Raw genomic sequence first — 21153 nt, 5'->3', positions numbered from 1 at the left:
CATCGCACCGTCGGTTGTTGTTCTCGAAAAGGCGGTTCCCCCGACGGGAACACTCCCACGCTGGCCTACATCACCGCGCCGACCTGCCAGGGCGCGAAGTCGTTGTCGCCGAAATCGCCGAGCTCGCTGCGGGTCGGCTTGCCGGAGGCGGCGGCAAGCAGCGCCCGGAAGATGCGAGTCCCGGCCTGTTCCACGGTCTCCAGCCCGGAGGCGACCGTTCCGCCATCGAGATCGAGATCCTCGTTCATACGCTCGAACAAGGGCGTGCTGGTGGCGAGCCGCAGCACCGGCACCGGCTTGCAGCTCGAGGCGCCGCCGCGTCCGGTCGCCAGAACGGCCAGGGTGCAGCCGCCCGCGATCTGGCCCGTCAGCGCCACCGGCGCGTAGCGGGGCGTGTCCATCACGACCAAACCGCGGGCCGCGATCGGCTCGCCATAGTCGTAGACCGCCTCCAAGCGGGACGCGCCGGCCTTGGCGAGCGCGGAAGGCCGCGCCCGATCCGATGTCAAGACAGCCGAAGCGGTCCCGCCTTCAAGGGCAGCCCGGTCCGGCAAATCGGCGCGCGCGCTCATGCCGCGCCAGTCTTCGATCCGCGCGGCGAGCCGTTCGGCCACGGCGGGCGAGGCGGCGCGACCAGCGAGCAAGGGGGCGGCGTCGAGAAGATCGGGCGTCTGCGCCAGCACGGCCGTGCCACCCTGGCGCAGGAGCAGATCGACCGCGTGGCCGAGCGCGGCCTCGGCGGCCGGGTCGTCGGAGGCTTCGGCCGACAAGGCGAGCGTCAGGTGCCCGGCCGGTTGGGGCGTGCGCCGCGCGGCGTCGACCTCGGGCAGCATGGCCTCGATCGCCTCGATACCGGCGGCGATGGTCGCCCGCGTGCCGCCGCTTCCCTGAATGGTCAGAGTGCGCAGGAGCGGGCCTTCGCTCAGCCCGTGCTTGCGCAGGAGAAGCGGGATCTGGTTGGTCTCGCAGCCAAGGCCGATCATCAGGACGGCCCCGACATTGGGATGGGCGGCATAACCCGCCAGAACCCGGGTCAGATAGTCGTAGCCCGCCGTGTGCAGGTTGACCGCGCAGCCGCCGCCATGCGTCATCGCCACGATGCCGTCCACATGGGGAAAGCGCTCGAGCCGCCCCGCCGGCGAGGCGAAATGCGCCGCCACGCCCCGCGATACGGTGGCCGAGCAGTTCACCGAAGAGACGATGGCGATGAAATTGCGCGTGCCGACGCGCCCGTCCGCGCGGCTGTAGCCGAGGAAGCTGGCGCTCTCGACGTCGGCAAGGCGCGGGGCGCCGGCGGGCACATCCAGCATCAGACGTCCTTCCGTTTGAAATAACGGCCTTCCTCGTACATCGCGCTCATCACCGCGAAGGAGGATTCCAGGTGGATCTTCATGGCAAGTTCGGCCTGGTCGGCGTTGCGCCGGGCGAGCGCCCGCACGATCGAGGCGTGCTGCTCGGTGACCTCCGCCAGATGCCCCGGCACGGGCGCGGAGAGCTGGCGCATCCGGTCGAGATGCGCCTTCACCATGTTGATGAACTTCCAGATGCGTGGATAGTGACTGATGCCGGCGATGGCCGAATGGAAGGCGTCGTCCACCTCGATATATTCGTGCAGCGCCTCGCGCGCCAGGATGTCGCGCATGTCGGCGATCAGCGCGTCGAGCCGCGCCACGTCGGCATCGGTGACGAAGCGCACGGCGCGGCGGATGCTCTCGATCTCCAGCGCGCGGCGGATCACGAAACCTTCCTCCGCCACGTCGAAGGAAATCTTCGAGACATAGGTTCCCGAATGGGGGAACACGTCCACCAGATCCTCTTCCGCCAGCCGTTTCAAGGCCTCCCGCACCGGGGTGCGCGACACGCCGTATTGCAGGCAGAGCTCCTTTTCCGAGATCACCGATCCCGGAACCATGTGCAGGCGCACGATGGAGTGCCGCAGCAACTCATATATCTGTTCGGCCTTTTGGGTCGGTCTTTCAACCGCCACGCGCGCCAAAGCCTCGGCGCCGATCCCGGCATTCATGGGCTCTTCCGTGGTGTAGGAGAGGGAGTTGACTTCGCTTCATCAGTCTGGCTTCAATAACTCATATATCGGTTGACGACGCAAGGCGCAATCCGATAGAGACGAAATGCCGGCGCCGGGAGGCCGCCGAAGTCGGAACAGGAGGCCGGAGGCCATCTTCGTTCCGAAGGAGGATTCTAGACGTCAGACGAGACATCCGGCGGCCCGATCTGGGTCCGCCGAACGACGCCGCTTGGCCGACGGGCGGTGCCGTGACGCATTTCGGCAAAACCTGGTCGCGGCATGGCGAGGCTTCGCCATGCGTGCCGACGCCTGCCTTCGACCCAAAGCATCTCCCGGCGGAGCGGATAGGCTCCGTCGTTGGAGGATGCAGTGAAAACAGAGACTTGTAGCCTGTCCGGAGAAGCCGAATTCGCCGGACAGGCACGACGTCCCCCGTCTTGGAAGCGCGCCCCCGATGGCTCTCATCACCTACCTGACCCGTATCGAGTTCGACGAAGGCGCTATCGCGCGGCTGCCGGCGCTTCTGGAAGGCCTGGGCGTGCGGCGCCCCTTGATCGTGACGGATCGCGGCCTCGTCGCCACGGGTCTCGTCGAGCGCGTGCTGACGCTCTTCGACGCTGCGCCGACCGTCTTCCCCGACACGCCCGCCAACCCGACCGAGGAAGCGGTGGAAGCGGCCTTCGCGCTCTATGGTCGGGAAGGCTGTGACGGGATCGTGGGGCTTGGCGGCGGCTCCTCGATCGACCTGGCCAAGGCCGTGCGGCTCCTGTCCGGCCACGCGGGGCCGCTTGCACAATACACCGCCGTCGAGGGTGGCGCGGCGAAGATCCACGGGCGCATCTGCCCGCTGATCGCGGTGCCCACCACGTCCGGCACGGGCTCGGAGGTCGGGCGCGCATCCGTCATCATCACGGCTGAAGGGCGCAAGCTCGGCATCGTCAGCCCGCATATGCTGCCGAGCGTGGCGCTGTGCGATCCCGAACTCACCTACGGCCTGCCGCCCAAGCTGACGGCGGCCACCGGCATGGACGCCCTGTCGCACTGCCTGGAAACCTACATGGCCCCCTCCGTGAACCCGCCGGCGGACGCCATCGCCCTCGATGGGCTGAAGCGGGGCTTTGGCGCGATCCGCCGCGCGGTCCGCGACGGCGCTGACCGCCAGGCCCGCTGGGAGATGATGATGTGCGCGCTGGAGGGCGCCATGGCCTTCCAGAAAGGGCTCGGCGCCGTCCACGCGCTGACCCATCCGCTGGGCGCCGTGCGCGAGCTGAACCTGCATCACGGCACGCTCAACGCCGTGCTCACACCGGCTGTGCTGCGCTTCAACCGACCGGCGATCGGCGGCAAATGGGACGTCCTGGCGGACATTCTGGGCGGCGCGCCGGACGAGGTGATGGCCGATCTCTCGCGCGACATCGGCCTGCCGTCGGGCTTGGACGAGATGGGCGTGACCGAGGCCATGATGGAGCGCGTGTCGGGCGAGGCGCTGAAGGACCATTGCCACGGCACCAATCCGCGCGTGCCGACGCGCGAGGAATACCGCGAGCTTTTGAACCAGTCGCGCTGACCGGGAGATCGACGCGACCGCCGGCCAGGACGGACCGGCGCCACTCAACATTCAAAGGGAGGACACGACATGACCGAATTTCACGACAACAGCCCCGAAGCCGCCGGCCTTCGCCTGTCACGCCGAGGCTTTCTGAGCGGCGCCGCCGCGCTGACGGTCGCCGCCGCGCTGGCCCGGCCGAACTTCGCCTTCGCGCAGGATGCGCAATTCTGCGCTTCGCTGGGCTGGACGGTCTGGGAATCGGGCCGCCACATCGTCGCCGGCTACGAGGACGCGGTGAAGAAGCTCGGCGGCACGCTGACGATCGCCGACGCCAATTACGACGTGAAGAAGCAGGCCGACCAGATCGCCGCCTTCGTCGCCTCCAAGCCCGCCGCGATCTTCATCACGCCCGCCGACGCCGCCGCCATCGCGCCCGCCGTGCAGGCCGCCGTCGCCTCCGGCATTCCGATCTTCTGCGGTGACAGCTACGTGCCGAACACGACGGTGACCTCCACCGCCATGTCCAACAATTTCGGTCTCGGCGCCTATGGCGCGCAGTACATCGTCGATCGCCTGAAGGGGAAGGGCAAGGTCGCGCTCGTGTCCCTGCCCTCCAACGAATCCTGGGACCAGCGCACGCTGGGCGCCAAGTCCGTCTTCCTGCGCAATCCCGACATCCAGGTCGTCTCCGAGATCGCCTTCGCGCTCGGCGGCACCACCACGCCGCGCCAGGTCGTGGACAACATCCTCACCGCCAATCCCGACCTCAACGCCATCTGGTGCGCCTGGGACGGCGCGGCCTCGGAAGGCACGCTCGCCATCAAGGCGTCCGGCCGCGACGTGTTCATCACCGGCATCGACGGCGGCCAGCAGTCCTTCGAATACATCCAGGCCGGTTCGCCCTTCGCGCTGACGCTCGCCCAGAGCTTCTACGAGATGGCCTATATGAACGCCTTCTACGCCCACGAGGTGATCGCCGGGCGCAAGGCGCCACGCTTCGTCATCACGCCGTCCTACGCGGTGACGCAGGAAAGCCTCGCCAATATCGAAATCCCCGACACCTACGATCAGCCGGGCGAAGCCGCGAAGATCGGCTGGAACCGGGCGCTCTGACCCTAGGCTTCCGATGGCTCCGACAAGGGGCGGCTCCGGCAGGGGGCGGCGTTGCGCGCCCCTTGCCTTCATCCCGGCAGCGCGAGGACAAGGCATGGCGACGATTCTGGATATGCGGGGCATCCGCAAGCGCTTCGGGCCGGTGCAGGCGCTGGGCGGGGTCGACTTCTCGCTGGAGCGCGGCGAGATCCACGCGCTGCTCGGCATCAACGGCGCCGGCAAGTCGACGCTGATCAAGATTCTGTCGGGCGTCTACACCAAGGACGAAGGCGCGATCGAGATCGACGGGCAGGCGGTCGAACTCGGCAGCCCCCGCGCGGCGATCGAGGCGGGCATCGCCACCGTCCAGCAGCACCCCGAACTCGTGCCGGACTGCACGGGCGTGGAGAACATCTTTCTGGGGCACGAGGGACACGCGCCCGGCCTGTTCCGGCGCATGAACCGGCGCGCCATGCGCCAAAGCGCCCAGACGCTCCTGGAGCGCTTCCCCATCGAGATCGACCTCGACGCGCCGGTCGGCGAGATGCCAGCGGTGGACCGCGAGATCGTCGCCATTCTCCATGCGTTGCGCCACGACCATATCAAGGTCCTGATTCTGGACGAGCCGACCTCGACCCTGACCGAGCGCGAAAAAGCCTCGCTCTTCCAGCTCATGCGCACGCTTCAAGCCGCCGGCATCGCCATCATCTATATCACGCACCGGTTGGAAGAGGTCTTCGAGATCGCCGACCGCTTCACCGTCTTCCGGGGCGGGCGCAATGTGGCGACCTTCACTTCGCGCGAGGCGCGCGAGCGCAACATTTCCATTCCCGAGCTGATGCTGGACGAGGCGGCGGGCGATCTCTACCCGGTCTGTGACGGGATCGGAAACGGGGACGTGATCTTGTCAGCCGAAGGGCTCGGATGCGGCGCGGCCTTCTCGGGCGTCGATCTCGAATTGCGGCGCGGCGAAATCCTTGGTGTCTTCGGCCTTGTCGGCTCGGGCGTGGACGAATTGAGCAAGGTCCTGTTCGGCGCCCTGCGCCCGGACGCGGGCGAGCTCAAGGTGAAGGGGCGGACCCGCCGCTTTCGCGGCCCGCACGACGCGCTGGAGGCCGGCATCTTCCTCGTGCCGGGCGACCGGCGCACCGAAGGGCTGACCATGACCAAGGACGTCACCTTCAACACCACGGTCGCCCATCTCGGACGCGCCTCCTGGCTCGGCGGCCTGTTGAAACTGTCCGGCAACCGACGCGACACAGAGAAACTGGCGCGCGACGTCGGCCTGCAGCCTTTCGAACTCGACCGGCCCGTCAGCGCCTTTTCGGGCGGCAATCAGCAGAAGATCGTGATCGCCAAGGGGCTTTATCGCAACGCCGACATCTACATCTTCGCAGAGCCGACGATCGGCGTCGACATCGGCGCGCGCGCCAAGCTCTACGCTCTGATGCGCGATCTCTCGCGCCGGGCGGGCGTCATCGTCATGTCCTCCGACTGCGATGAGGTCCACGGCCTCGCCGACCGCGTGCTCGCCCTCTACAAGGGCCGCCCCGTTCATCTCGGGGGAGGTCATCCCGGCGGCGTCAGGCCCTCGCGCGATCAACTTCTCAGCGCCGGAATCATGGGAGCGCGTGCCTGATGACCAAGAGAACCCACCCCCTGGTACCGAGAATCGTCGCCTTCCTCGTGCTTCTCATGCTCGTGGCCGGTATCTTTCAGATGCTGACGCCAGCCTATCTTTCGTCCGAGAACATCCACGCCCTGCTGCGCCACATGGCGGTGCAGGGGCTGGCGGCGCTCGGCCTCACCTTCGTCATCGTGGTGCGCCAGTTCGACCTGTCCTTTCCCGGCGTCGCCTCGCTCGGCGCCATGACGCTCGGCTGGCTGATCGCGGGGCGATACGGCGTCGGCCTTGGCGTTCTGGGCGCGCTGGCGGTCGGGCTCGCCTGCGGCCTCGTCAACGGCATCGCCGTTGCCTGGATGCGCCTGCCCGACATCGTGGCGACCATCGCCACCGGAGGGCTCGCGGTGGGCCTGTCCTACTTCTATTCCAACGGCACCTCGATCTCGAAGAACTTCTTCATGTCGGGCATTCTCGACCTGAACGACGCTAAATATCTGGGCATCGACGCGCCGGTCGCCATCCTGCTGGCCGCCGCCCTTCTCGCCGGGATCGTGCTGCACTTCTCCCGCTTCGGCCGCGCCTTCTACGCCACGGGCGAGAACCGCACCTCGGCGGTGTTTTCCGGCATCCGTGTCCGGCTCTATGTCTGCGCCGCCTTCGCCATCTGCGGCGCGCTGTCATGCCTTGCCATCACCCTTCTCGTCGCCTCTTCCGGCGCGGCCAATGTCACGGCGGGCAACCAACTCCTGATGCCGGCCTATGCCGCCGTCTATCTCGGCGCGGCCCTGTTCGGGGCGGCCTCGGTGCCCGCCACGGTCGCCGGCACGCTGCTCATGTCGGCCATGCTGAACGGGTTCACGCTGCTCGCCGTGCCCTATTTCTACTCGGACGCCATCGTCTCGATCGTCCTGATTTCCGCCATCGCCCTTTTCGATCCCCGGATCGAGGAAGCGTTCCGCCGTTTCCGCGACAGCGGCAAACCCGCCCTTCGCGAGGCCCGTTCATGAGCGCCGTTCTGACCCCGACCTCGCGCGCCGGCGCTCCCGCCGGTTTCGATATCAACCGCTTCCTCGTGCGCTTCGGTCTCTTCTTCCTGCTCGCCGCCCTGGTGATCGTCTTCACCTGGCTGCGCCCGAGCTTTGCCAGCGCGGGCAACATCAACGACATGCTGCGTTCGGCCTCGATCTCCGCCATCATGTTTCTGGGTCTCACCTGGATCATCGCGGCGGGCGAGATCGACGTCAGCTTCATGTCGGTCGCCGCACTCTCCACCATGATCGTCGCCGGGCTCGTCTCGGCGGGCGCGGGCTGGCCGCTGGCGTCGCTCGTGGCGCTTCTCGCGGGGCTTCTGGTGGGGCTCCTGAACGGCCTGCTTGTCGCCCTGATGGGCCTGCCGGCGCTCGTCATCACCATCGCGACAGGCGGCCTCGCCGGTTCGATCGCCGCCGCGATCGGCAAGGGAACCTCGATCCCGATGGCCACGACGGGTTTTGCAGGCGCGCTGGTGGATGCCAATCTCGGCCTCGTTCCGGTTCTGGCGGTTCTCGTCGCCCTTCTCTACGCGGGGGCCTGGATGCTTCAGGATCGCACGACCTTCGGCCACTACATCTACGCCATGGAGCAGAACCGCCACGCGGTGGTGGAGGCCGGTATTCCGGCTGGCAAGCTCCTGTTTCTTCTCTACGTCGTCTCGGCGGTTCTGTCCTCGGTCGCGGGCGTGCTTCTGGCCGCCGATCTGTCCTCGGGTCAGCCCTATATCGGCTCGTCCTATTTCATCGACGGGCTGACGGCGGTTCTGCTCGGCGGCATGGCGCTGAAGATGGGCAAGCCGAACATGGTGGGTACCTTGACCGGCGTCCTGCTGCTCGCCGTCCTTCTGAGCGGCGCGGCGCTTCTGGGCTGGACCGACTCGCAGCGTCAGATCGTCCGCGCCGCGCTTCTCATCGCCGGCGTCGCGCTGGTGGTGTGGACCCGCCGCAAGAACCGTGTGCGTATCTAGTGCGTGATGTGAAAGGCATGACCATGAAGGCTTCCACCAAGCGGCCCCTCAAACGCGCCGGGATCGAACTCACCGCACTCGGCATGGGATCGGCGCCGCTCGGCGGGCTCTATGCGCCCGTACCCTTGTCGGACGCGCGCGCCGCGCTGCAGGCGGCCTGGGACGCCGGCATCCGGCATTTCGACACCGCGCCCATGTATGGCCTCGGCCGCTCCGAACACCTGACCGGCGAGCTCCTGCGCGAGGAAGAGCCTTCCAGCTTCGCGATCTCCACGAAGGTCGGGCGCCTCATGAGCTTCGAGCGGCCCGGCCGCCAGCTGCCTCCCGAGCCGCCGAAGAACGAGTTCGATTCCGGCTGGAACAACGGCCTCTCGTTTCGCGAGGTCTTCGACTATTCCTACGACGCCATCCTTCGCTCCTACGACGACTCGCGCCAGCGCACCGGCCTGTCGAAGCTCGACATCCTCTTCGTCCACGATATCGGCCGCGTCACGCACGGCGCGCTGCACGATCATCACTGGGGGGCGCTCACCAAGGGCGGGGGCTTCCGCGCTTTGGAAGAGCTGCGAGCGGCCAAGCTCATCGCTGGTTTCGGGCTCGGCGTGAACGAGACGCAAGCGATTCTCGACGCGATGGAGGAGACCGATCTCGACGTCTGCCTGCTCGCTGGCCGCTACACGCTGCTGGACGGATCAGCCACGGGGGCGCTTCTGCCCAAGGCCGCCGCACGCGACGTGGCGCTGGTGGTGGGCGGTGTCTTCAATTCCGGCATTCTCGCCTCCGCCTCGGGGCGCAAGAAGTTCAACTATGTCGACGCCCCAGCCGAGATCGTCGAGAAGGCCGAAGCCCTGCGGGCCGCCTGCGAGCCCTTCGGCGTGCCGCTTCCCGCCGCCGCGATCCAGTTCCCGATGCGCCATCCCGCCACCGCCAACGTGGTCATCGGCGCCAAGAGCGCCGCCCAGGTGAACCAGAACGTCGCCTGGTTCGAGCAACCGATCCCGGACGCGCTCTGGCTCAGCCTCGAAGAAAAAGGCCTCATCCCCGCGCTCTGACGGGGGCCTCGCAAGGACAGACCCATGTTGAAATCCATCCACCCTCTTCTCAACGGCCAACTCCTCGCCATCCTGGACGACATGGGCCATGGCAACGAGATCGTCATCGCCGACGCCAATTTCGGCGCCGCCCATGTTGCGCAACGCCTGATCGACCTCCCGGGAACGACCGCGACCGATCTTGTGGATGCGATCCTCTCCGTCTTCCCGCTGGACGATTTCGTCGACTCGCCCATGGCGGTGATGACGGCACCGCCCGAGACGCGGCCGATGTACGACGCTTTCCAGGCCAGCGCCGACAGGGCGGAGGGGCGCAAGGTCACCGTGTCCGAGATCGAACCGGCCGCGTTCGTGGAGCGCACGCGCGCAGCTTATGCCGTGATAGCCAGCGGCGAGCGCCGGCTCTACGGCAATGTCCTCCTGCGCAAGGGCGTTCTGCGTCCCTGAGTATCGCCGTTCAGCCCGGCATCGCGCTTCGTCCGTACCGGAAGCCGGGATGGGTCGGCCAGACGGGCGACATGCGCCTGGCGGGCGACGAGGCGATCGGCAGAACCCGGCAGATCGGCTCAACCCCGGAGACACCGCGATGATCGCCGATGAGCGCGATCATCGCTTGAACGGGCGGTCGAACTTCCCCTGCCCGGCCGCCGAATGCTTGTCATTGGGCGATTGGGGGGCAAAATACGCCGATGCCTTGCGCAGGATCTGGTTGGCCTGTCGGACTTCCCGGTTCTCTTTACTCAGTTCGGCAACGTGGGGGAGCCGGGCAACCGACCTTCGTCGCGATCGGCTGGCAGGCGGTTCACCGACAGGAATGGTCCGCCTCGTGGTCCAAAACCAGCCGCACCGGCCGGTCGTAAACCTCAGGCGAAAACCTGTTCGTCGTTCGGCTCGTCATAGCGTCACCCTATCCGGGAGTTGAAGCCTTCAGCAAACCCGGTGCGGCTCACGCGCATCCCAAATGGATGTTCGCAACAGAGGCCCCTAGCCCGAGACCTCGCTCACGTCGCCCCTTCGTCCGTGATGCAAGGTCTATCCGCCCAGGAAGCCATCGGTGTGAACCCGGAAAAGTAGCTGGCCAATCTTGGCGAGACTGTGAGGAAGGAAGCGATCTCGTCCGGCGACATGAAGTGCTCGCCGAACCATGGATAGGCTTGGGCGTCGAAACAACCGTTCAGCCATTCGACCACCGCTCGATGACGTGCGGTCTTCACCATTTCCGGGTGAACGGCGAGCCAGAGGTCGACCGGAATCCGCAATCCGAGATCGATAGGAACGAGATCGCCACCGATGGCGGCGGCGTAGTTTGGCAGCATTCCGATCCCCGCGCCTTTTGCGATCGCCCAGTAATGAGCGCTCGCAAAGTTCGTGCGCAGGGCCACGAGGCGTTCCGCTATTTCCGGCGTATAGATTTGATCCAGCCCGTAGCCGGCGAACTGATCCATCTCCTGCTCGATGATCCGATGGCTCGCAAGATCCTCCAAGCTCGTCGGCAGACCATGGCGCTCGGCATAGGCTCGTCCTGCGAACAGGGTCATGTGAACCCGTCCGATCCGGCGCTTCACCACGTCGAAATCCGATGGCTCGACGGTCTGGATCGAGATGTCGGCTTCGAGCCTCAAGACATCCACCGCCTGAAGCGCGCATTGCAGCGTCACCTGAATGTCTCGCCCAGGCCCGGCGAGGAAATCCACGAGTTGTGGCACGAGCCAGAATGTCCCGATGCCCTCCGTGACGGCCAGGCGCACCGGACCTTTCATCGTATCGGCGGCGGAATGGGCGACACGCATCATATCCACCATCGAGCGTTCCACCTGCCTGGCGGCGCTGACGACGCGCCTGCCCTCCACGGTCAGCTTCGCTCCGTCGACATGACGGTGGAACAGTAAGAAGCCGAACTGATCCTCGAGCCGGTCCACCGCGCTGCGCAGCTTGTTGACGCTCCGCCCAAGGTCCTGCGCGGCTTGGCGGAAGCTCTGGCGATCGGCAACGGCCAGGATGACCTTCACCGCGTCCCAGTCCAGGTTGTGGAGATGGTGTTCCATCTGGCGAACGCCCCGTCGCAAACTTTGCTGCATCGGCGCTGCCGATCGTTACGTAACGATCCTCTCCACAATCCAGCGGAGAGAACAAGATGAGTTCTGCGCCCTCCCCCACCCAGCCTACCGCCGCGATGCAAGTTCCCCCCGATCGTAAGCCCCGCCGCTACGAGAAGGGTCTCGACGCCAATGGCACGGGCCTCGTGGTGGTGCATAGCATGGATGATTTCGTGAAGATGGCCGTCGTGCGCGCCGCCGTCTATATGGGCGAGAAGGCCTTCGCCTACGACCAGCAGTTCGACGGCAACGACTTTGCCGCAACGCATCTGCTTGCGAGCGTCCGGGGGGAGCCTGCCGGCTGCATCCGTATCCGCTTCTTCGGTGATTTCGCCAAAATGGAGCGCTTGGCGGTGCGCCGAGAGTTTCGCAAGTCTCGCCTCGCTTTCGAACTGGTTCGCGCCGCCGTCGATCTTTGCCGGGCCAAGGGCTATCGCAAGCTCTATGGCCATGCCAGCGAAGAGTATCTCAGCTTCTGGCTGCATTTCGGCTTCAAGGTCCGCGACAATGGTGCGCCCTTCGAATTGGCAAGCTGGCCGCTCGTCGAGATGATCGAAGATATCGAGCCCTTCGACGATGCCGTGAGGCTCGGTGACGATCCGATCCGCACCATTCGCCCTGAAGGATCGTGGAATCAGCCCTGCGCGCTTGAGCGCGCCAGCACCTTGGCGAGCTGAGCCATGAACGCAGAAGAAGAGCGCGGGCTGACCGAGTTGGCCCGGCATCTGACGCGAGGCCGGGAGTTGGCAAGCAGTATGACCCTGCCTTTCGTCACTCGGCTTCTCGATTTGTCGCTTTTGGAATTGGCGATGGTCTGGCACGGAAAAGAGAGAGGAACCAGTTCGTCCGGCAAAGGGTCGGGCTCGCTCGAAGACCTGCTTCAGCTCAAGCTTCGTGTTTCGCTCCTGGAACGAGACGCGAGCCCGCCATGCCGAAGGTAAAATCGGCCCGCTTCGACCCACTCCGCTTGAAGACGACACAAGGGGCCGATCTGGAAATACCCCTCGCAGAGCCGACCGAGCAGCAATTGCTGGCAGCTTATCTCGCAGACTTGTTGCTCGACACGCAACGATGTTCCGAACAGGCGGGCTCCTTGCTGGAACTCGCGGTCACCACCCTCGACCCTCTCAGAAAGGGACGAAGGCCAAACCCTGTCGTGCAGGTCGGGTCAGGTCCGTCCCCTGTTCTTGCTCTCACCTTCGCCTTGCAGGACCTGATGCCGGGGACGGGTCCGCATTTCTGGGTGACGATGGCCGTTCAAATCCTGAATGGCGAGCGGATCGATACGATCGGTACGAGCTGAACCAAGGCCTGAATCCGCTCGCGGACTCAGGCCTTCCTGGCCAAAGCCTCGACAAGATCCGCCAGGGACCGCCGAAGATGGGGATCGAGAGACCCGATCTTCCGCGCGATCATGATGCATTGGTGATCGGGCATCGGAAAGCTGGTCTCCGACAGGCTTTCCTCTTCGAGGAAGAAATCTCCGATCCGAACATTCAGCGCGTTCGCGATCCGAGCGAGTGTGGAGGCGGAAACGCGGTTCGCCCCGCTCTCGTACTTCTGAACCTGTTGGTAGGTGACTCCGATCTGGGACGCCAGCATGTCCAGCGACATCCCCCTCTCCTTGCGGATCAAACGGATCTGCATGCCGACCCGAACGTCAACGTTATCCGGTTGCTCCTTCGGCGCACCTACCATCGAAGAATCCCGTGTTCCGACCGCAAGCAGCTATAAGCCGACGAGCACGACCGCTCAAGGCGGCCTTGTCGCACGGCGGCGATATCCCACGCGGGGTGAAACTCAAGAGCAAGTGTCATCGCCCACAAAAGACGGGACAGGGTCCGGCAGATGACGGGGCATGTGCATGGTCGAGGGGACCATCTTGCTGCCAACTCGCGTTCGTATCGGGCCTCGCGCAGGGGCGGGGCCGCGAACCTGACCCAGCGGCGCAGCACGAGACGCCCCCCGCCGCGTTGTGCCGCCGACGGGCCGTCCCCCTTCATGGCATCCGGGTCGATGAAAGCCTTCGGAACGAAGACCCGTATCGACCATCCGCCCCAACTGAGATCTGCCCTTTGCCGGGCGGGGAACAAGGCGAGTTCTTGCCGACGCTTGAGCCGGTCACGCCGATCGTCAGCTTGCGGGCGTGTCATACGTCTTGCGGAAATCCTCGTAGAGACGATCGAGGTTTTCAGAGATGTACTCCCCGAAGGCCGATGCCTCCTTGGCTTTGATAGCCATCGTGAAAGCGCGGCCCGAATCCTTCGTGCCGACCTTCACGGCGCTTCCCGCAAGCGTCCAGGTTTTGCTCTTCAACCTCGCAGAAGCCGGATGCCGGACTCTCGCCTTGGTGGCTTGCTCCAGAAGAACGTTGAAGCGCTGATCAGGTGGCGTGTCAGACAGCGTCCCGGATCCTAGAAACTCCATCACGGACGCCACCTTTCTAGGGTTCTGCAACGCCTTCTTCATCGCCTCCCATCGGTCGCGTCCAACCCCCTTGGCGGCACCCACAGCTTCCAGCACGGCTTCGGGTACACTTTCCGCGATGCCCAACATTCGCGACAAGAGCGTATCATCGATCGTCAGCGCCTTTTTCACGTCGTCTTTTCCGATACCGGCTCGGAGAAGCTTACGGGCGAAAAGAGCCTTCTCGACGAAACTGAGGTCGGCCCGTGCAGAGTTCTCCTGCCCTTGGGCGATGACGTGGGCGATATCCTCCAAGGGTTTGACGATCGCTCGAACCGAAATCCCCAGAGCTCTCGCAACTTTCGCGCGCCGATGCCCATAGACGATGACATACCTTTGCGGCTCGACCGGATGAGGGCGGACTAGAATTGGCGAGTGCTGACCGCTCTCGCGAATGGCTCCCAGCAAGGCCTGAAAGTCTTCCTCGTCGTCACCGATCCGATCGGCATAAGGTGAGGCATCCAGTGCGTGAGGATCCAGATCGACGATGACGCTCCCTTCCATGACGAGCATGGAGTCTTCAGCCATTTCATCCAGGGTCTGCATCATGGACCGTGTGGCGCCACGCCGAGCATACTGCGCACGCGCTTCGGAAGTGGCGCGCGCTTCCCCCTCGTCCGATCGATCTCCGATCAAACTCCCGAGCAAGTTCTTTCTAGCCATTCAAGCGACCCGAATTCGTACGAAACATCTGTTTTATTTCGCCTTTTTGCCGATTTGCACGGCTGTCAATTTTGGGGTCATTTGCGTCCCCAAGCCTTGTGGATCAAGTCGGCGATTTCCCCATTCACCGAATTCAGCGACTCGATGGCGCGGTCGTAGGTCGTGCGCGTGAACTGACCTCTTTCGACCTCGTAGAGAGTTTGCTTGGTAATCCCCGCGTCGGATATGGCCGTCGACTTCAGCATGGGAGCCGACAGAAGGAAGCGGCCGAACATGGCCTGCATGAATCCCACCATCTGTGCTTGGGGTCCGTCTGTCGGTTCATACCGGGTGACGAGATAACGAAACCAGTTCAACTGAATTCGGGCACCTGCCCCTTTGATGGAGTGCAGAATGCCCCCGAGCATCAGGAGGAACTGGCTCATCGACATGATATCCAGCATCTGAGGATGGACGGTGATCAGGACGGACGTCGAAGCGGCGAGCGCCGTCAGTGTCAGATACCCGAGCTGTGGCGGGCAATCGATCACCACCACATCGTATCGTGCATCGACCTCTTTCAGCGCCTGGCTGATGCGGGTGAAAAAGAGACGACCCTCCTTACTGCTCTTGTTGGAAGCTGCGATCGGTGTTTCGTACTCGTATTCCTGCAACTCCAAATTCGCAGGAATGATATCCAATCCTGGAAAGTTGGTGGGCTTGATGACATCGGCGATGGAACACCGATCCTCATCATACCGAATGGCATCGAATAAGGAGGGGTTCTTATCCAACTCCGGCTGAATGCCATGCAGTGCCGTCAGTGAGGCCTGCGGATCGAGATCGATAGCAAGGACGCGATGGCCCGTTAAAGCGAGATACTGCGCCAGATGCGCGGCGGTCGTGGTCTTTCCACTGCCACCCTTGAAGTTGACCACCGAGATGACTTGCAACGCATCTCCGTCGCGTCGGTGGGGCACGTAGCGTTTGAGATCACCTCGTCCATGCTTGTCGAGAAAGGATCGAAGCTCGAGCATTTGCTCGGCTGAGTACGACCGACGCCCAGACGGCGAGACCAGAGGCTTTGGCCCCTTTCCATCAAGATGCAGCTTCTTGATGTGGTTCTGCGTCACGCCGAGAAAATCTGCGACCTCCGCCATAGAGTAGAGCCTCAAGCCTTTTTCGGCATTGGGCGGATACTGCTCCATCCGCAACAGGTTGAGTTTGTCCGAGATCAGTTCCCCTTGCCGAAGGATTTCCTCGTCGAAATCACGCATCATCGCGATCGAAGGGGGTACAGATTGCATGGCGATCTCTTCTAAATAACGCTTTCTGCGCCAAATTCGACGGAGAAGCGCTATTGGTATGGATATATCCAACGGTGTGCAAGGTGACACGTACCTCGTCTTTCAACGACGTTTCGTCCCAGCTGATAAATCAAGCATGTTTCCCGAGGTAATCTCAGTGGCTTGGCTGCTTGGAGCGTCCAGGAGCAGGCCTCATTGATCAGAGCCAGAAGATGACGGTTGCGGCGATGCAGATGGCTGAGAAGAAGGTGTGGGCGCATCAACCGTAGCGGGTCGCGCCGCGCCGCCAGATCGCCATCATCAAGGTATCGGCGACGAGTTGGGCCGTCATGGCGCTGTTCATGATCGGCAGACCACCTGCGTAGAGAAGAGGTCGATGATGGCCGTGGTGTCGAGCCGACCTTTGGCGGTCCGGATGCAAGTGACGTCGGCGTTCCACATCTGGTTTAACCTGTCGGCGGTGAACTGGCGATCCAGCACATTGTCCGAAATCACTGAGCGCACGCCGTTATCCTGGGGCATGATCGCGGCGCTTCGGTCGTGCCGTCAGTCCATCCAGCCGCTCGATCCGATGCAGACCGAAGGGAAGGGCTCCAGCTAAATGATCGTGCCAGACCCGGCGCGTGGCATAGCTCCCATTGCGGGAAAGGAAGCTCTCCCGAATCCTGGCATCGAAGGCTCCATCGCTGCGGTCGCCAGCACCGATGGCACGAACGCCGCTGCGCCAAACACCGAGCGCTTCGCAGATCCAAAAGAGCCCCAGATCCCTCGGTGCTTCGCAACGAACCCGACCATCACATCGACTTCCTGGCAAAGTCGGCGACGGCTGTTTGAGAATGTCGCGCTCTCGCACCAACCCCACCGCCTCAAGCTTGAACCCGCGGCTGAACTTGCGTCGATGCCTTCACACTCTCCAGTTCCAGAAACACCGTCTCGGTGTCCATGAAACCGGTAGGAGGCCGCGCAGACGCCCACAAAGCAGGGCTCTTGGTGGGCAAAGCTTGACAGTCATCATGTATACAGTACGCTAGTTGTCGTCGTGGTGGCTCGTTCAAAGATCGAGATGCCCTGAAAACCGAGTTCGCACCCATGCGCCCGACACGGAGTGCGGCGGTGTCGGATCAAGCTTTCACCGACCGTGGATGTCCCGCATGGCGCAAGCCCATGCCGACCTCGCGTTTTCAAGTCGCTTCGGGAGGATGCGAATGGCAATTCGAGTTAAAGAGACCCTGTTCGGACGCGTCCTGTCGGTCGCCGTCGTGGCAGCGGCGCTGATGAGCGGCGTTCAGGCGCACGCCGCGTCGCTCAAGGAGGCCCTCGAGCAGAAGCAGGTGGTGATCGGCATTCAAGGCGACAATCCGCCTTGGGGCTTCATCGACTCCACCGGGCAGCAGCAGGGCTTCGACGCCGACGTGGCGAAGGCCTTCGTCAAATCCCTGGGTGTCGAGGCGAAATTCGTGCCGCTGGCGATCGCCAACCGCATTCCGGCTTTGACCACGGGCAAGGTCGACGTTCTCTTTTCGACGCTGGTAATGAATGCCGAGCGGGCGAAGGCGATCCAGTATTCCGTCCCCTATGCCGGCAACGACAATGCGCTGGTCGCGCCGAAGGATCGCCCGATCAAGTCGATGGACGATCTGGCCGGGCTAAAGGTCGGGGTGCCGCGCTCGTCGGTGGTGGACACCGCGACCACGAAAATGGCGCCCGCCGGAACCCAGATCCTTCGCTTCGACGACGACGCCGCCAACATCCAGGCGCTCCTGTCGGGCCAGGTCGATGCGGTCGGCGGCAACCAGTTCTATGTCGGCCGCCTGGACAACGCCCGTCCCGGTGCCTTCGAGGAGAAACTGAAGCTTCAGGTCTTTTTCAACGGTGCCGGTTCGCGTCTCGGCGAGAAGGACTGGAACGGTGCCTTGAACACCTTCCTCAAAGGGTTCATCTCAACTCCGGAATATGCGGCAATCTACCAGAAGTGGCTGCACCGGGACGCTCCGAAATTCCCGGACGCAATCGAGGGCGTGCCCTTCGAGGCTCCTTGAACGCTCGGCCATGGCGGTATCCGCCATGGCCATCCTTCGGTTGAAAGAAAGAAGATTCGGCCCGCAAACAACCCGTCGTCACCCCCTATGGGTCTCGTGACGGCGGGTGGTTTGCGGGCCTTGTGGTACCGTCAGGACGCCTTGGCCCGAGCGATGTCGAGCACCTTTGGGTTCGCCAGATAAGTAGGGTGCCGGCCCTGAAAAACGTCCACCACGTTCTGCGCCGTTTTGGAGCGGATCTCGACCTCGGAATCCTCGGAGTACCAGGCAGCGTGCGGCGTCAGGATGACGTTGGGCATCGCTACGAGGGCATGGTCGGCCCCGATCGGCTCGAATTCGAAGACGTCGAGACCCGCGCCCGCGATCCCGCCCGCAGACAGCGCTTCGATCAGCGCGGCCTCGTCGATCACCGGGCCGCGCGCCGTATTGACGAGAAGGGCCGTCGGCTTCATCGCCGCCAGCTCGGCGCGCCCGATCGCATGGTGAGTCTCCGGGGTCAGCGGCACATGAACCGAGAGAATGTCGGCTTCGCGAAGCAGCGTCGCCTTGTCCACCATCTCGACCCCGGCGGTCCGCGCCTTTTCGGCGTCGGCATAGGGGTCGCAGGCGATGATGCGCAGACCGAAGCCGGACATCTTCCGGGCCACGCGCTGCGGGATCGCGCCAAAGCTGAGGAGGCCGAGCGTGCGGCCGCGCAGGCGATAGAGCGGTTTCACGACCGTATAGTCCCAGCGCCCCGACCGAATGGCCGCGTCGTGCAGGCGAAGGCCGCGAGCGAGGCCCATGATCATCGCGATGGCGTGGTCGGATACTTCTTCCAGCGATCCGTCGGGCACGTTGCCGATGAAGATCCCCCGCCGCGTGGCGGCCTCCACGTCGATCGTGTTGAGCCCGATCCCGTAGCGGGAGATGACACGGCAGCGCTCCAGGGCATCGACGACGCGTCCGGTGATCTGGGCATACTGGTTGATGACGGCGTCGGCATCCCGGCAGGCTTCGATCAGCTCGGCCTCGCTGCGACACTGGCGCGGCGTAAGTTCGAAACCGGCCGCCTCGACCACCGCGATTTCCGGTGCGAGATCGGAGAACTCGTAATCCGTGACGACGATCTTGGGCTTCATTTGGCAACTCCGTATCGGTCGTCGAGGCCGCTATGGAACGGCAGGTCGACGATGTCGGTGAACTCGGCGTAGCTGTGCTGGCGTCCGACATGGGCGGGCGTGCCGTCCAGCTTCAGGCGGTCGAGCGCGTCCGCCACGGCGCGGGTGGCCGAGAAGAGCGTCGTGACGGCGTAAAGCACGACGGAGAAGCCCATTTCCTGAAGATCGGTGGCCTTGAGCGCGACCGTCTCGTTTCCGTCCACGATAGAGACGACCTTCGGACCCTTCACCGCCTTGGCGACCGCCTCGACCTCGGCAATCTTCTTGATGCCGTCCACGAAGACGAGGTCGACGCCGGCGTTCTGGTAGGCATGGGCGCGGCGGATCGCCTCCTCGGGGCCGAAGGCGCCGATCGCGTCTGTGCGGCCGATGATGACGAGATCGCCCGCGCCGCGTGCTTCGATCGCGCAACGCAGCCGCGCCGCGCTTTCCTCGACGCTCATGAGCCGGATACCGGCCTGCTGCCCGCAGCGCTTGGGGGCGACCTGATCCTCCAGATGGATCGCGGCGACACCGGCCTGCATGTATTCGAGAACGGTGCGATGGATGTTGGACGGGCCGCCATAGCCCGTGTCGGCATCGGCGATCACCGGGATCGAGGTCACGCGCACCATGTTGCGGGCATGTTCGGTCATCTCGGTCTGGGTGAGAAGCCCGATGTCAGGTGTGCCCAGCCGGCTCGCCGTGGCGCCGAAGCCGGTCATGTAGACCGCCGGAAAGCCCGCTCTCTCGACGAGGCGAGCCGTGATGCTGTCCGGGGCACCGGGCGCGGCGACGATCCGGCCGGATTCCAGGAGTTTGCGAAGATGTGCGGCTTGCGACATGGCGCCCTTAGCTCGTTTCAAACTTGAGGTGAACCGACGCCCTCGGCCCGAAGCCGTGATGGCGCCACGTTTCGAGGTGCGGCCCGTGCCGGATGTCGTTCGGCTCCATCCGCGGAGCTCCCCTTTTCGATGGCAGCACTGAGCGCTGCGGACCATTCACATTAGTGTACGGTATACATCATTGTGTGTCAGGCAAAGGCTGCCACGTCAACGGCGCATCGGCATGACGCGTTGATCGCCCGGCACCGTGGTGGTAGCGGTCGCCGTGTTCTGCATACATGGGAACGTTCGGCATCGCGTGGCTCCGGGCAGGTGGGCTCCTCTTTTGAAATCCTTGAAGATCAAGCAGCCGAAACTGCTCGCCCAGCTCGTGGTGGAGCGTGTGCGCCAAGCCATCATCGACGGAGATTTCGCCTTGGGCGAACAGATCTCGGAGGAGCGCCTCGCCGAGAGCCTCGGTGTCAGCCGCACGCCGGTTCGCGACGCGATGATCCGGCTGCAGCTCCAGGGGCTGGTATCCATTCAGCCCAAGCGCGGCACCTTCGTCTTCGACCCCGTTCCGCAGGACGTCATCGACGTTTGCCGGTTTCGGAAGATGCTGGAGATGGGGGCGATCCGTCTGGCGCTCGGACACGCGCGCAGCGCTCTGGTCAAGGACCTTCAGATGATCGTCACCCGGATGAAGGATGCGCTCGCCGATGGCGACGTCGTCGCCTATGGCCGCCTCGATTCAAGCCTTCATCAATGCTTCGTCAACCACTCGGGCAATCCCTATATCCGAGACGCCTATGATCTCGTTTCCGGCCAGATCGCGGCCCTGCGCACGACCCTGACCTCGCCGGCCCACGATCTGCGCCGGATCTCCTTCGGCGAGCACGAGCGGTTCCTGGCCATGGCGACCGACAACCAGCCGGATGCCTTCTGCGAGCTCCTGGGCGCGCATATCGACCGTACGGAGGATGTCTTCGCCGCGACGTTGAAGGGACGCCGGGAGGCGAGGGAAGGCGGGCGAGCAGGCAGCGCCTAACAAATCGGCCTGCTGCGGAGGGGGTGGCACCGAGCGTGCCGAAAAGCCCGATGGGTATCGACGGGCCGCTTGTAGGGAATGGACGAAACGTCGGAGCGGGTTGAGCCCAGCAACCGAACTCTCGACCCTCCAGCGCCCGGATTTCATCAGCGCACCGCGAGCCATCGGTCGGCTCCCTTAATCCGTCATCACCCTAAGCGCCTCGACCACACACCGTGAACCGCAGCCGGTGCTGCCGCTCACGGCCGCG

The 21153-nt window shown here is 64.3% G+C and carries 20 protein-coding genes, 1 pseudogene and 1 other annotated feature; of the genes and pseudogenes, 12 read left to right on the top strand and 9 right to left on the bottom strand.

Annotation, left to right across the window (positions count from 1 at the left end; genetic code table 11):
- Nucleotides 1-65 precede the first annotated feature (65 nt).
- Nucleotides 66-1310, bottom strand: coding sequence for a UxaA family hydrolase (locus tag AUL36_RS20980; RefSeq protein ID WP_062223930.1), 1245 nt, complete (start codon nt 1308-1310; stop codon nt 66-68).
- Complete coding sequence (locus AUL36_RS20975) at nt 1310-2023, bottom strand: GntR family transcriptional regulator (protein ID WP_058601972.1); 714 nt, start codon at nt 2021-2023, stop codon at nt 1310-1312. The genes AUL36_RS20980 and AUL36_RS20975 overlap by 1 nt, the downstream gene beginning before the upstream one ends.
- Nucleotides 2024-2480: 457 nt before the next feature.
- Between AUL36_RS20975 and AUL36_RS20970 the strand changes: the two genes are divergently transcribed.
- The 7 genes from AUL36_RS20970 to AUL36_RS20940 all read left to right on the top strand — a co-directional run bounded on the left by AUL36_RS20970 (nt 2481) and on the right by AUL36_RS20940 (nt 9789).
- A complete protein-coding gene (locus AUL36_RS20970; protein ID WP_058601971.1) occupies nt 2481-3593 on the top strand; it encodes an iron-containing alcohol dehydrogenase in 1113 nt (370 codons plus the stop codon).
- A gap of 69 nt (nt 3594-3662) precedes the next feature.
- Nucleotides 3663-4688, top strand: coding sequence for a sugar ABC transporter substrate-binding protein (locus AUL36_RS20965; protein WP_058601970.1), 1026 nt, complete (start codon nt 3663-3665; stop codon nt 4686-4688).
- Nucleotides 4689-4782: 94 nt separating this feature from the next.
- The gene (locus AUL36_RS20960) at nt 4783-6306 is read left to right on the top strand and encodes a sugar ABC transporter ATP-binding protein (protein WP_062223928.1); all 1524 of its coding nucleotides are present in this window, start codon (nt 4783-4785) and stop codon (nt 6304-6306) included.
- Entirely contained in the window at nt 6306-7298 is a 993-nt protein-coding gene (locus AUL36_RS20955; protein WP_058601968.1) for an ABC transporter permease, read from the top strand. Before AUL36_RS20960 ends, AUL36_RS20955 begins: the two co-directional genes overlap by 1 nt.
- Nucleotides 7295-8290, top strand: coding sequence for an ABC transporter permease (locus AUL36_RS20950; RefSeq protein ID WP_058633945.1), 996 nt, complete (start codon nt 7295-7297; stop codon nt 8288-8290). Before AUL36_RS20955 ends, AUL36_RS20950 begins: the two co-directional genes overlap by 4 nt.
- A gap of 17 nt (nt 8291-8307) precedes the next feature.
- Nucleotides 8308-9342: an aldo/keto reductase gene (locus AUL36_RS20945; protein WP_062223926.1), complete on the top strand. Its 1035-nt coding sequence runs from the start codon at nt 8308-8310 to the stop codon at nt 9340-9342.
- 24 nt (nt 9343-9366) lie between these two features.
- The gene (locus AUL36_RS20940) at nt 9367-9789 is read left to right on the top strand and encodes an RbsD/FucU family protein (protein WP_058633943.1); all 423 of its coding nucleotides are present in this window, start codon (nt 9367-9369) and stop codon (nt 9787-9789) included.
- 85 nt (nt 9790-9874) lie between these two features.
- Here the strand turns inward: AUL36_RS20940 and AUL36_RS24745 are convergent.
- Together AUL36_RS24745 and AUL36_RS20935 are read right to left on the bottom strand one after the other, a co-directional pair.
- A pseudogene (locus AUL36_RS24745) lies at nt 9875-10240 on the bottom strand (hypothetical protein); the annotation flags it as partial.
- Nucleotides 9878-9988 (bottom strand) — a sequence feature (AL1L pseudoknot). It overlaps the preceding pseudogene by 111 nt.
- Before the next feature lie 103 nt (nt 10241-10343).
- Nucleotides 10344-11387: a LysR family transcriptional regulator gene (locus AUL36_RS20935; protein ID WP_062223924.1), complete on the bottom strand. Its 1044-nt coding sequence runs from the start codon at nt 11385-11387 to the stop codon at nt 10344-10346.
- A gap of 89 nt (nt 11388-11476) precedes the next feature.
- On the opposite strand from AUL36_RS20935, the gene AUL36_RS20930 reads away from it, so the two are divergent.
- Together AUL36_RS20930 and AUL36_RS20925 are read left to right on the top strand one after the other, a co-directional pair.
- Nucleotides 11477-12115, top strand: coding sequence for a GNAT family N-acetyltransferase (locus tag AUL36_RS20930; protein ID WP_082655987.1), 639 nt, complete (start codon nt 11477-11479; stop codon nt 12113-12115).
- Between the two features lie 290 nt (nt 12116-12405).
- Complete coding sequence (locus tag AUL36_RS20925; RefSeq protein ID WP_156418514.1) at nt 12406-12741, top strand: hypothetical protein; 336 nt, start codon at nt 12406-12408, stop codon at nt 12739-12741.
- Between the two features lie 26 nt (nt 12742-12767).
- On the opposite strand, the gene AUL36_RS20920 is transcribed toward AUL36_RS20925, so the two are convergent.
- From AUL36_RS20920 to repA, 3 genes are all read right to left on the bottom strand, one after another.
- The gene (locus tag AUL36_RS20920) at nt 12768-13136 is read right to left on the bottom strand and encodes a helix-turn-helix domain-containing protein (protein ID WP_062223920.1); all 369 of its coding nucleotides are present in this window, start codon (nt 13134-13136) and stop codon (nt 12768-12770) included.
- 435 nt (nt 13137-13571) lie between these two features.
- On the bottom strand, nt 13572-14567 hold the full coding sequence (repB, locus tag AUL36_RS20915) for a plasmid partitioning protein RepB (protein ID WP_062223918.1): 996 nt from the start codon (nt 14565-14567) through the stop codon (nt 13572-13574).
- 77 nt (nt 14568-14644) lie between these two features.
- Complete coding sequence (repA, locus tag AUL36_RS20910) at nt 14645-15853, bottom strand: plasmid partitioning protein RepA (RefSeq protein ID WP_058598522.1); 1209 nt, start codon at nt 15851-15853, stop codon at nt 14645-14647.
- 250 nt (nt 15854-16103) lie between these two features.
- Between repA and AUL36_RS24005 the strand changes: the two genes are divergently transcribed.
- Together AUL36_RS24005 and AUL36_RS20900 are read left to right on the top strand one after the other, a co-directional pair.
- Nucleotides 16104-16454, top strand: coding sequence for a hypothetical protein (locus AUL36_RS24005; protein ID WP_156418513.1), 351 nt, complete (start codon nt 16104-16106; stop codon nt 16452-16454).
- Between the two features lie 604 nt (nt 16455-17058).
- Nucleotides 17059-17892: a transporter substrate-binding domain-containing protein gene (locus tag AUL36_RS20900; RefSeq protein ID WP_082655986.1), complete on the top strand. Its 834-nt coding sequence runs from the start codon at nt 17059-17061 to the stop codon at nt 17890-17892.
- A gap of 131 nt (nt 17893-18023) precedes the next feature.
- Here the strand turns inward: AUL36_RS20900 and AUL36_RS20895 are convergent, their stop codons facing one another.
- Nucleotides 18024-19013 carry a C-terminal binding protein gene (locus AUL36_RS20895; protein WP_062223914.1) on the bottom strand — a complete coding sequence of 330 codons (990 nt, stop codon included), beginning with the start codon at nt 19011-19013 and terminating at the stop codon, nt 18024-18026.
- Entirely contained in the window at nt 19010-19876 is an 867-nt protein-coding gene (locus AUL36_RS20890; RefSeq protein WP_062223912.1) for an isocitrate lyase/PEP mutase family protein, read from the bottom strand. The genes AUL36_RS20895 and AUL36_RS20890 overlap by 4 nt, the downstream gene beginning before the upstream one ends.
- Nucleotides 19877-20201: 325 nt before the next feature.
- Between AUL36_RS20890 and AUL36_RS20885 the strand changes: the two genes are divergently transcribed.
- The gene (locus AUL36_RS20885; RefSeq protein ID WP_210168879.1) at nt 20202-20903 is read left to right on the top strand and encodes a GntR family transcriptional regulator; all 702 of its coding nucleotides are present in this window, start codon (nt 20202-20204) and stop codon (nt 20901-20903) included.
- The last annotated feature ends 250 nt before the right edge of the window (nt 20904-21153 follow it).

Source organism: Aureimonas sp. D3 (assembly GCF_001463805.1).
Lineage (GTDB): Bacteria > Pseudomonadota > Alphaproteobacteria > Rhizobiales > Rhizobiaceae > Aureimonas > Aureimonas ureilytica_A.
Note: the sequence above shows the minus strand (reverse complement) of the source record. Positions and strands in the feature narration are given on the sequence as shown.

Excerpts from the sequence above, each read along its gene's own strand:
- AUL36_RS20980 (WP_062223930.1), bottom strand. The coding sequence starts at position 1,310 with ATGCTGGATGTGCCCGCCGGCGCCCCGCGCCTTGCCGACGTCGAGAGC.
- AUL36_RS20975 (WP_058601972.1), bottom strand. The coding sequence starts at position 2,023 with ATGAATGCCGGGATCGGCGCCGAGGCTTTGGCGCGCGTGGCGGTTGAA.
- AUL36_RS20970 (WP_058601971.1), top strand. The coding sequence starts at position 2,481 with ATGGCTCTCATCACCTACCTGACCCGTATCGAGTTCGACGAAGGCGCT.
- AUL36_RS20965 (WP_058601970.1), top strand. The coding sequence starts at position 3,663 with ATGACCGAATTTCACGACAACAGCCCCGAAGCCGCCGGCCTTCGCCTG.
- AUL36_RS20960 (WP_062223928.1), top strand. The coding sequence starts at position 4,783 with ATGGCGACGATTCTGGATATGCGGGGCATCCGCAAGCGCTTCGGGCCG.
- AUL36_RS20955 (WP_058601968.1), top strand. The coding sequence starts at position 6,306 with ATGACCAAGAGAACCCACCCCCTGGTACCGAGAATCGTCGCCTTCCTC.
- AUL36_RS20950 (WP_058633945.1), top strand. The coding sequence starts at position 7,295 with ATGAGCGCCGTTCTGACCCCGACCTCGCGCGCCGGCGCTCCCGCCGGT.
- AUL36_RS20945 (WP_062223926.1), top strand. The coding sequence starts at position 8,308 with ATGACCATGAAGGCTTCCACCAAGCGGCCCCTCAAACGCGCCGGGATC.
- AUL36_RS20940 (WP_058633943.1), top strand. The coding sequence starts at position 9,367 with ATGTTGAAATCCATCCACCCTCTTCTCAACGGCCAACTCCTCGCCATC.
- AUL36_RS20935 (WP_062223924.1), bottom strand. The coding sequence starts at position 11,387 with ATGGAACACCATCTCCACAACCTGGACTGGGACGCGGTGAAGGTCATC.
- AUL36_RS20930 (WP_082655987.1), top strand. The coding sequence starts at position 11,477 with ATGAGTTCTGCGCCCTCCCCCACCCAGCCTACCGCCGCGATGCAAGTT.
- AUL36_RS20920 (WP_062223920.1), bottom strand. The coding sequence starts at position 13,136 with ATGGTAGGTGCGCCGAAGGAGCAACCGGATAACGTTGACGTTCGGGTC.
- repB (WP_062223918.1), bottom strand. The coding sequence starts at position 14,567 with ATGGCTAGAAAGAACTTGCTCGGGAGTTTGATCGGAGATCGATCGGAC.
- repA (WP_058598522.1), bottom strand. The coding sequence starts at position 15,853 with ATGCAATCTGTACCCCCTTCGATCGCGATGATGCGTGATTTCGACGAG.
- AUL36_RS20900 (WP_082655986.1), top strand. The coding sequence starts at position 17,059 with ATGGCAATTCGAGTTAAAGAGACCCTGTTCGGACGCGTCCTGTCGGTC.
- AUL36_RS20895 (WP_062223914.1), bottom strand. The coding sequence starts at position 19,013 with ATGAAGCCCAAGATCGTCGTCACGGATTACGAGTTCTCCGATCTCGCA.
- AUL36_RS20890 (WP_062223912.1), bottom strand. The coding sequence starts at position 19,876 with ATGTCGCAAGCCGCACATCTTCGCAAACTCCTGGAATCCGGCCGGATC.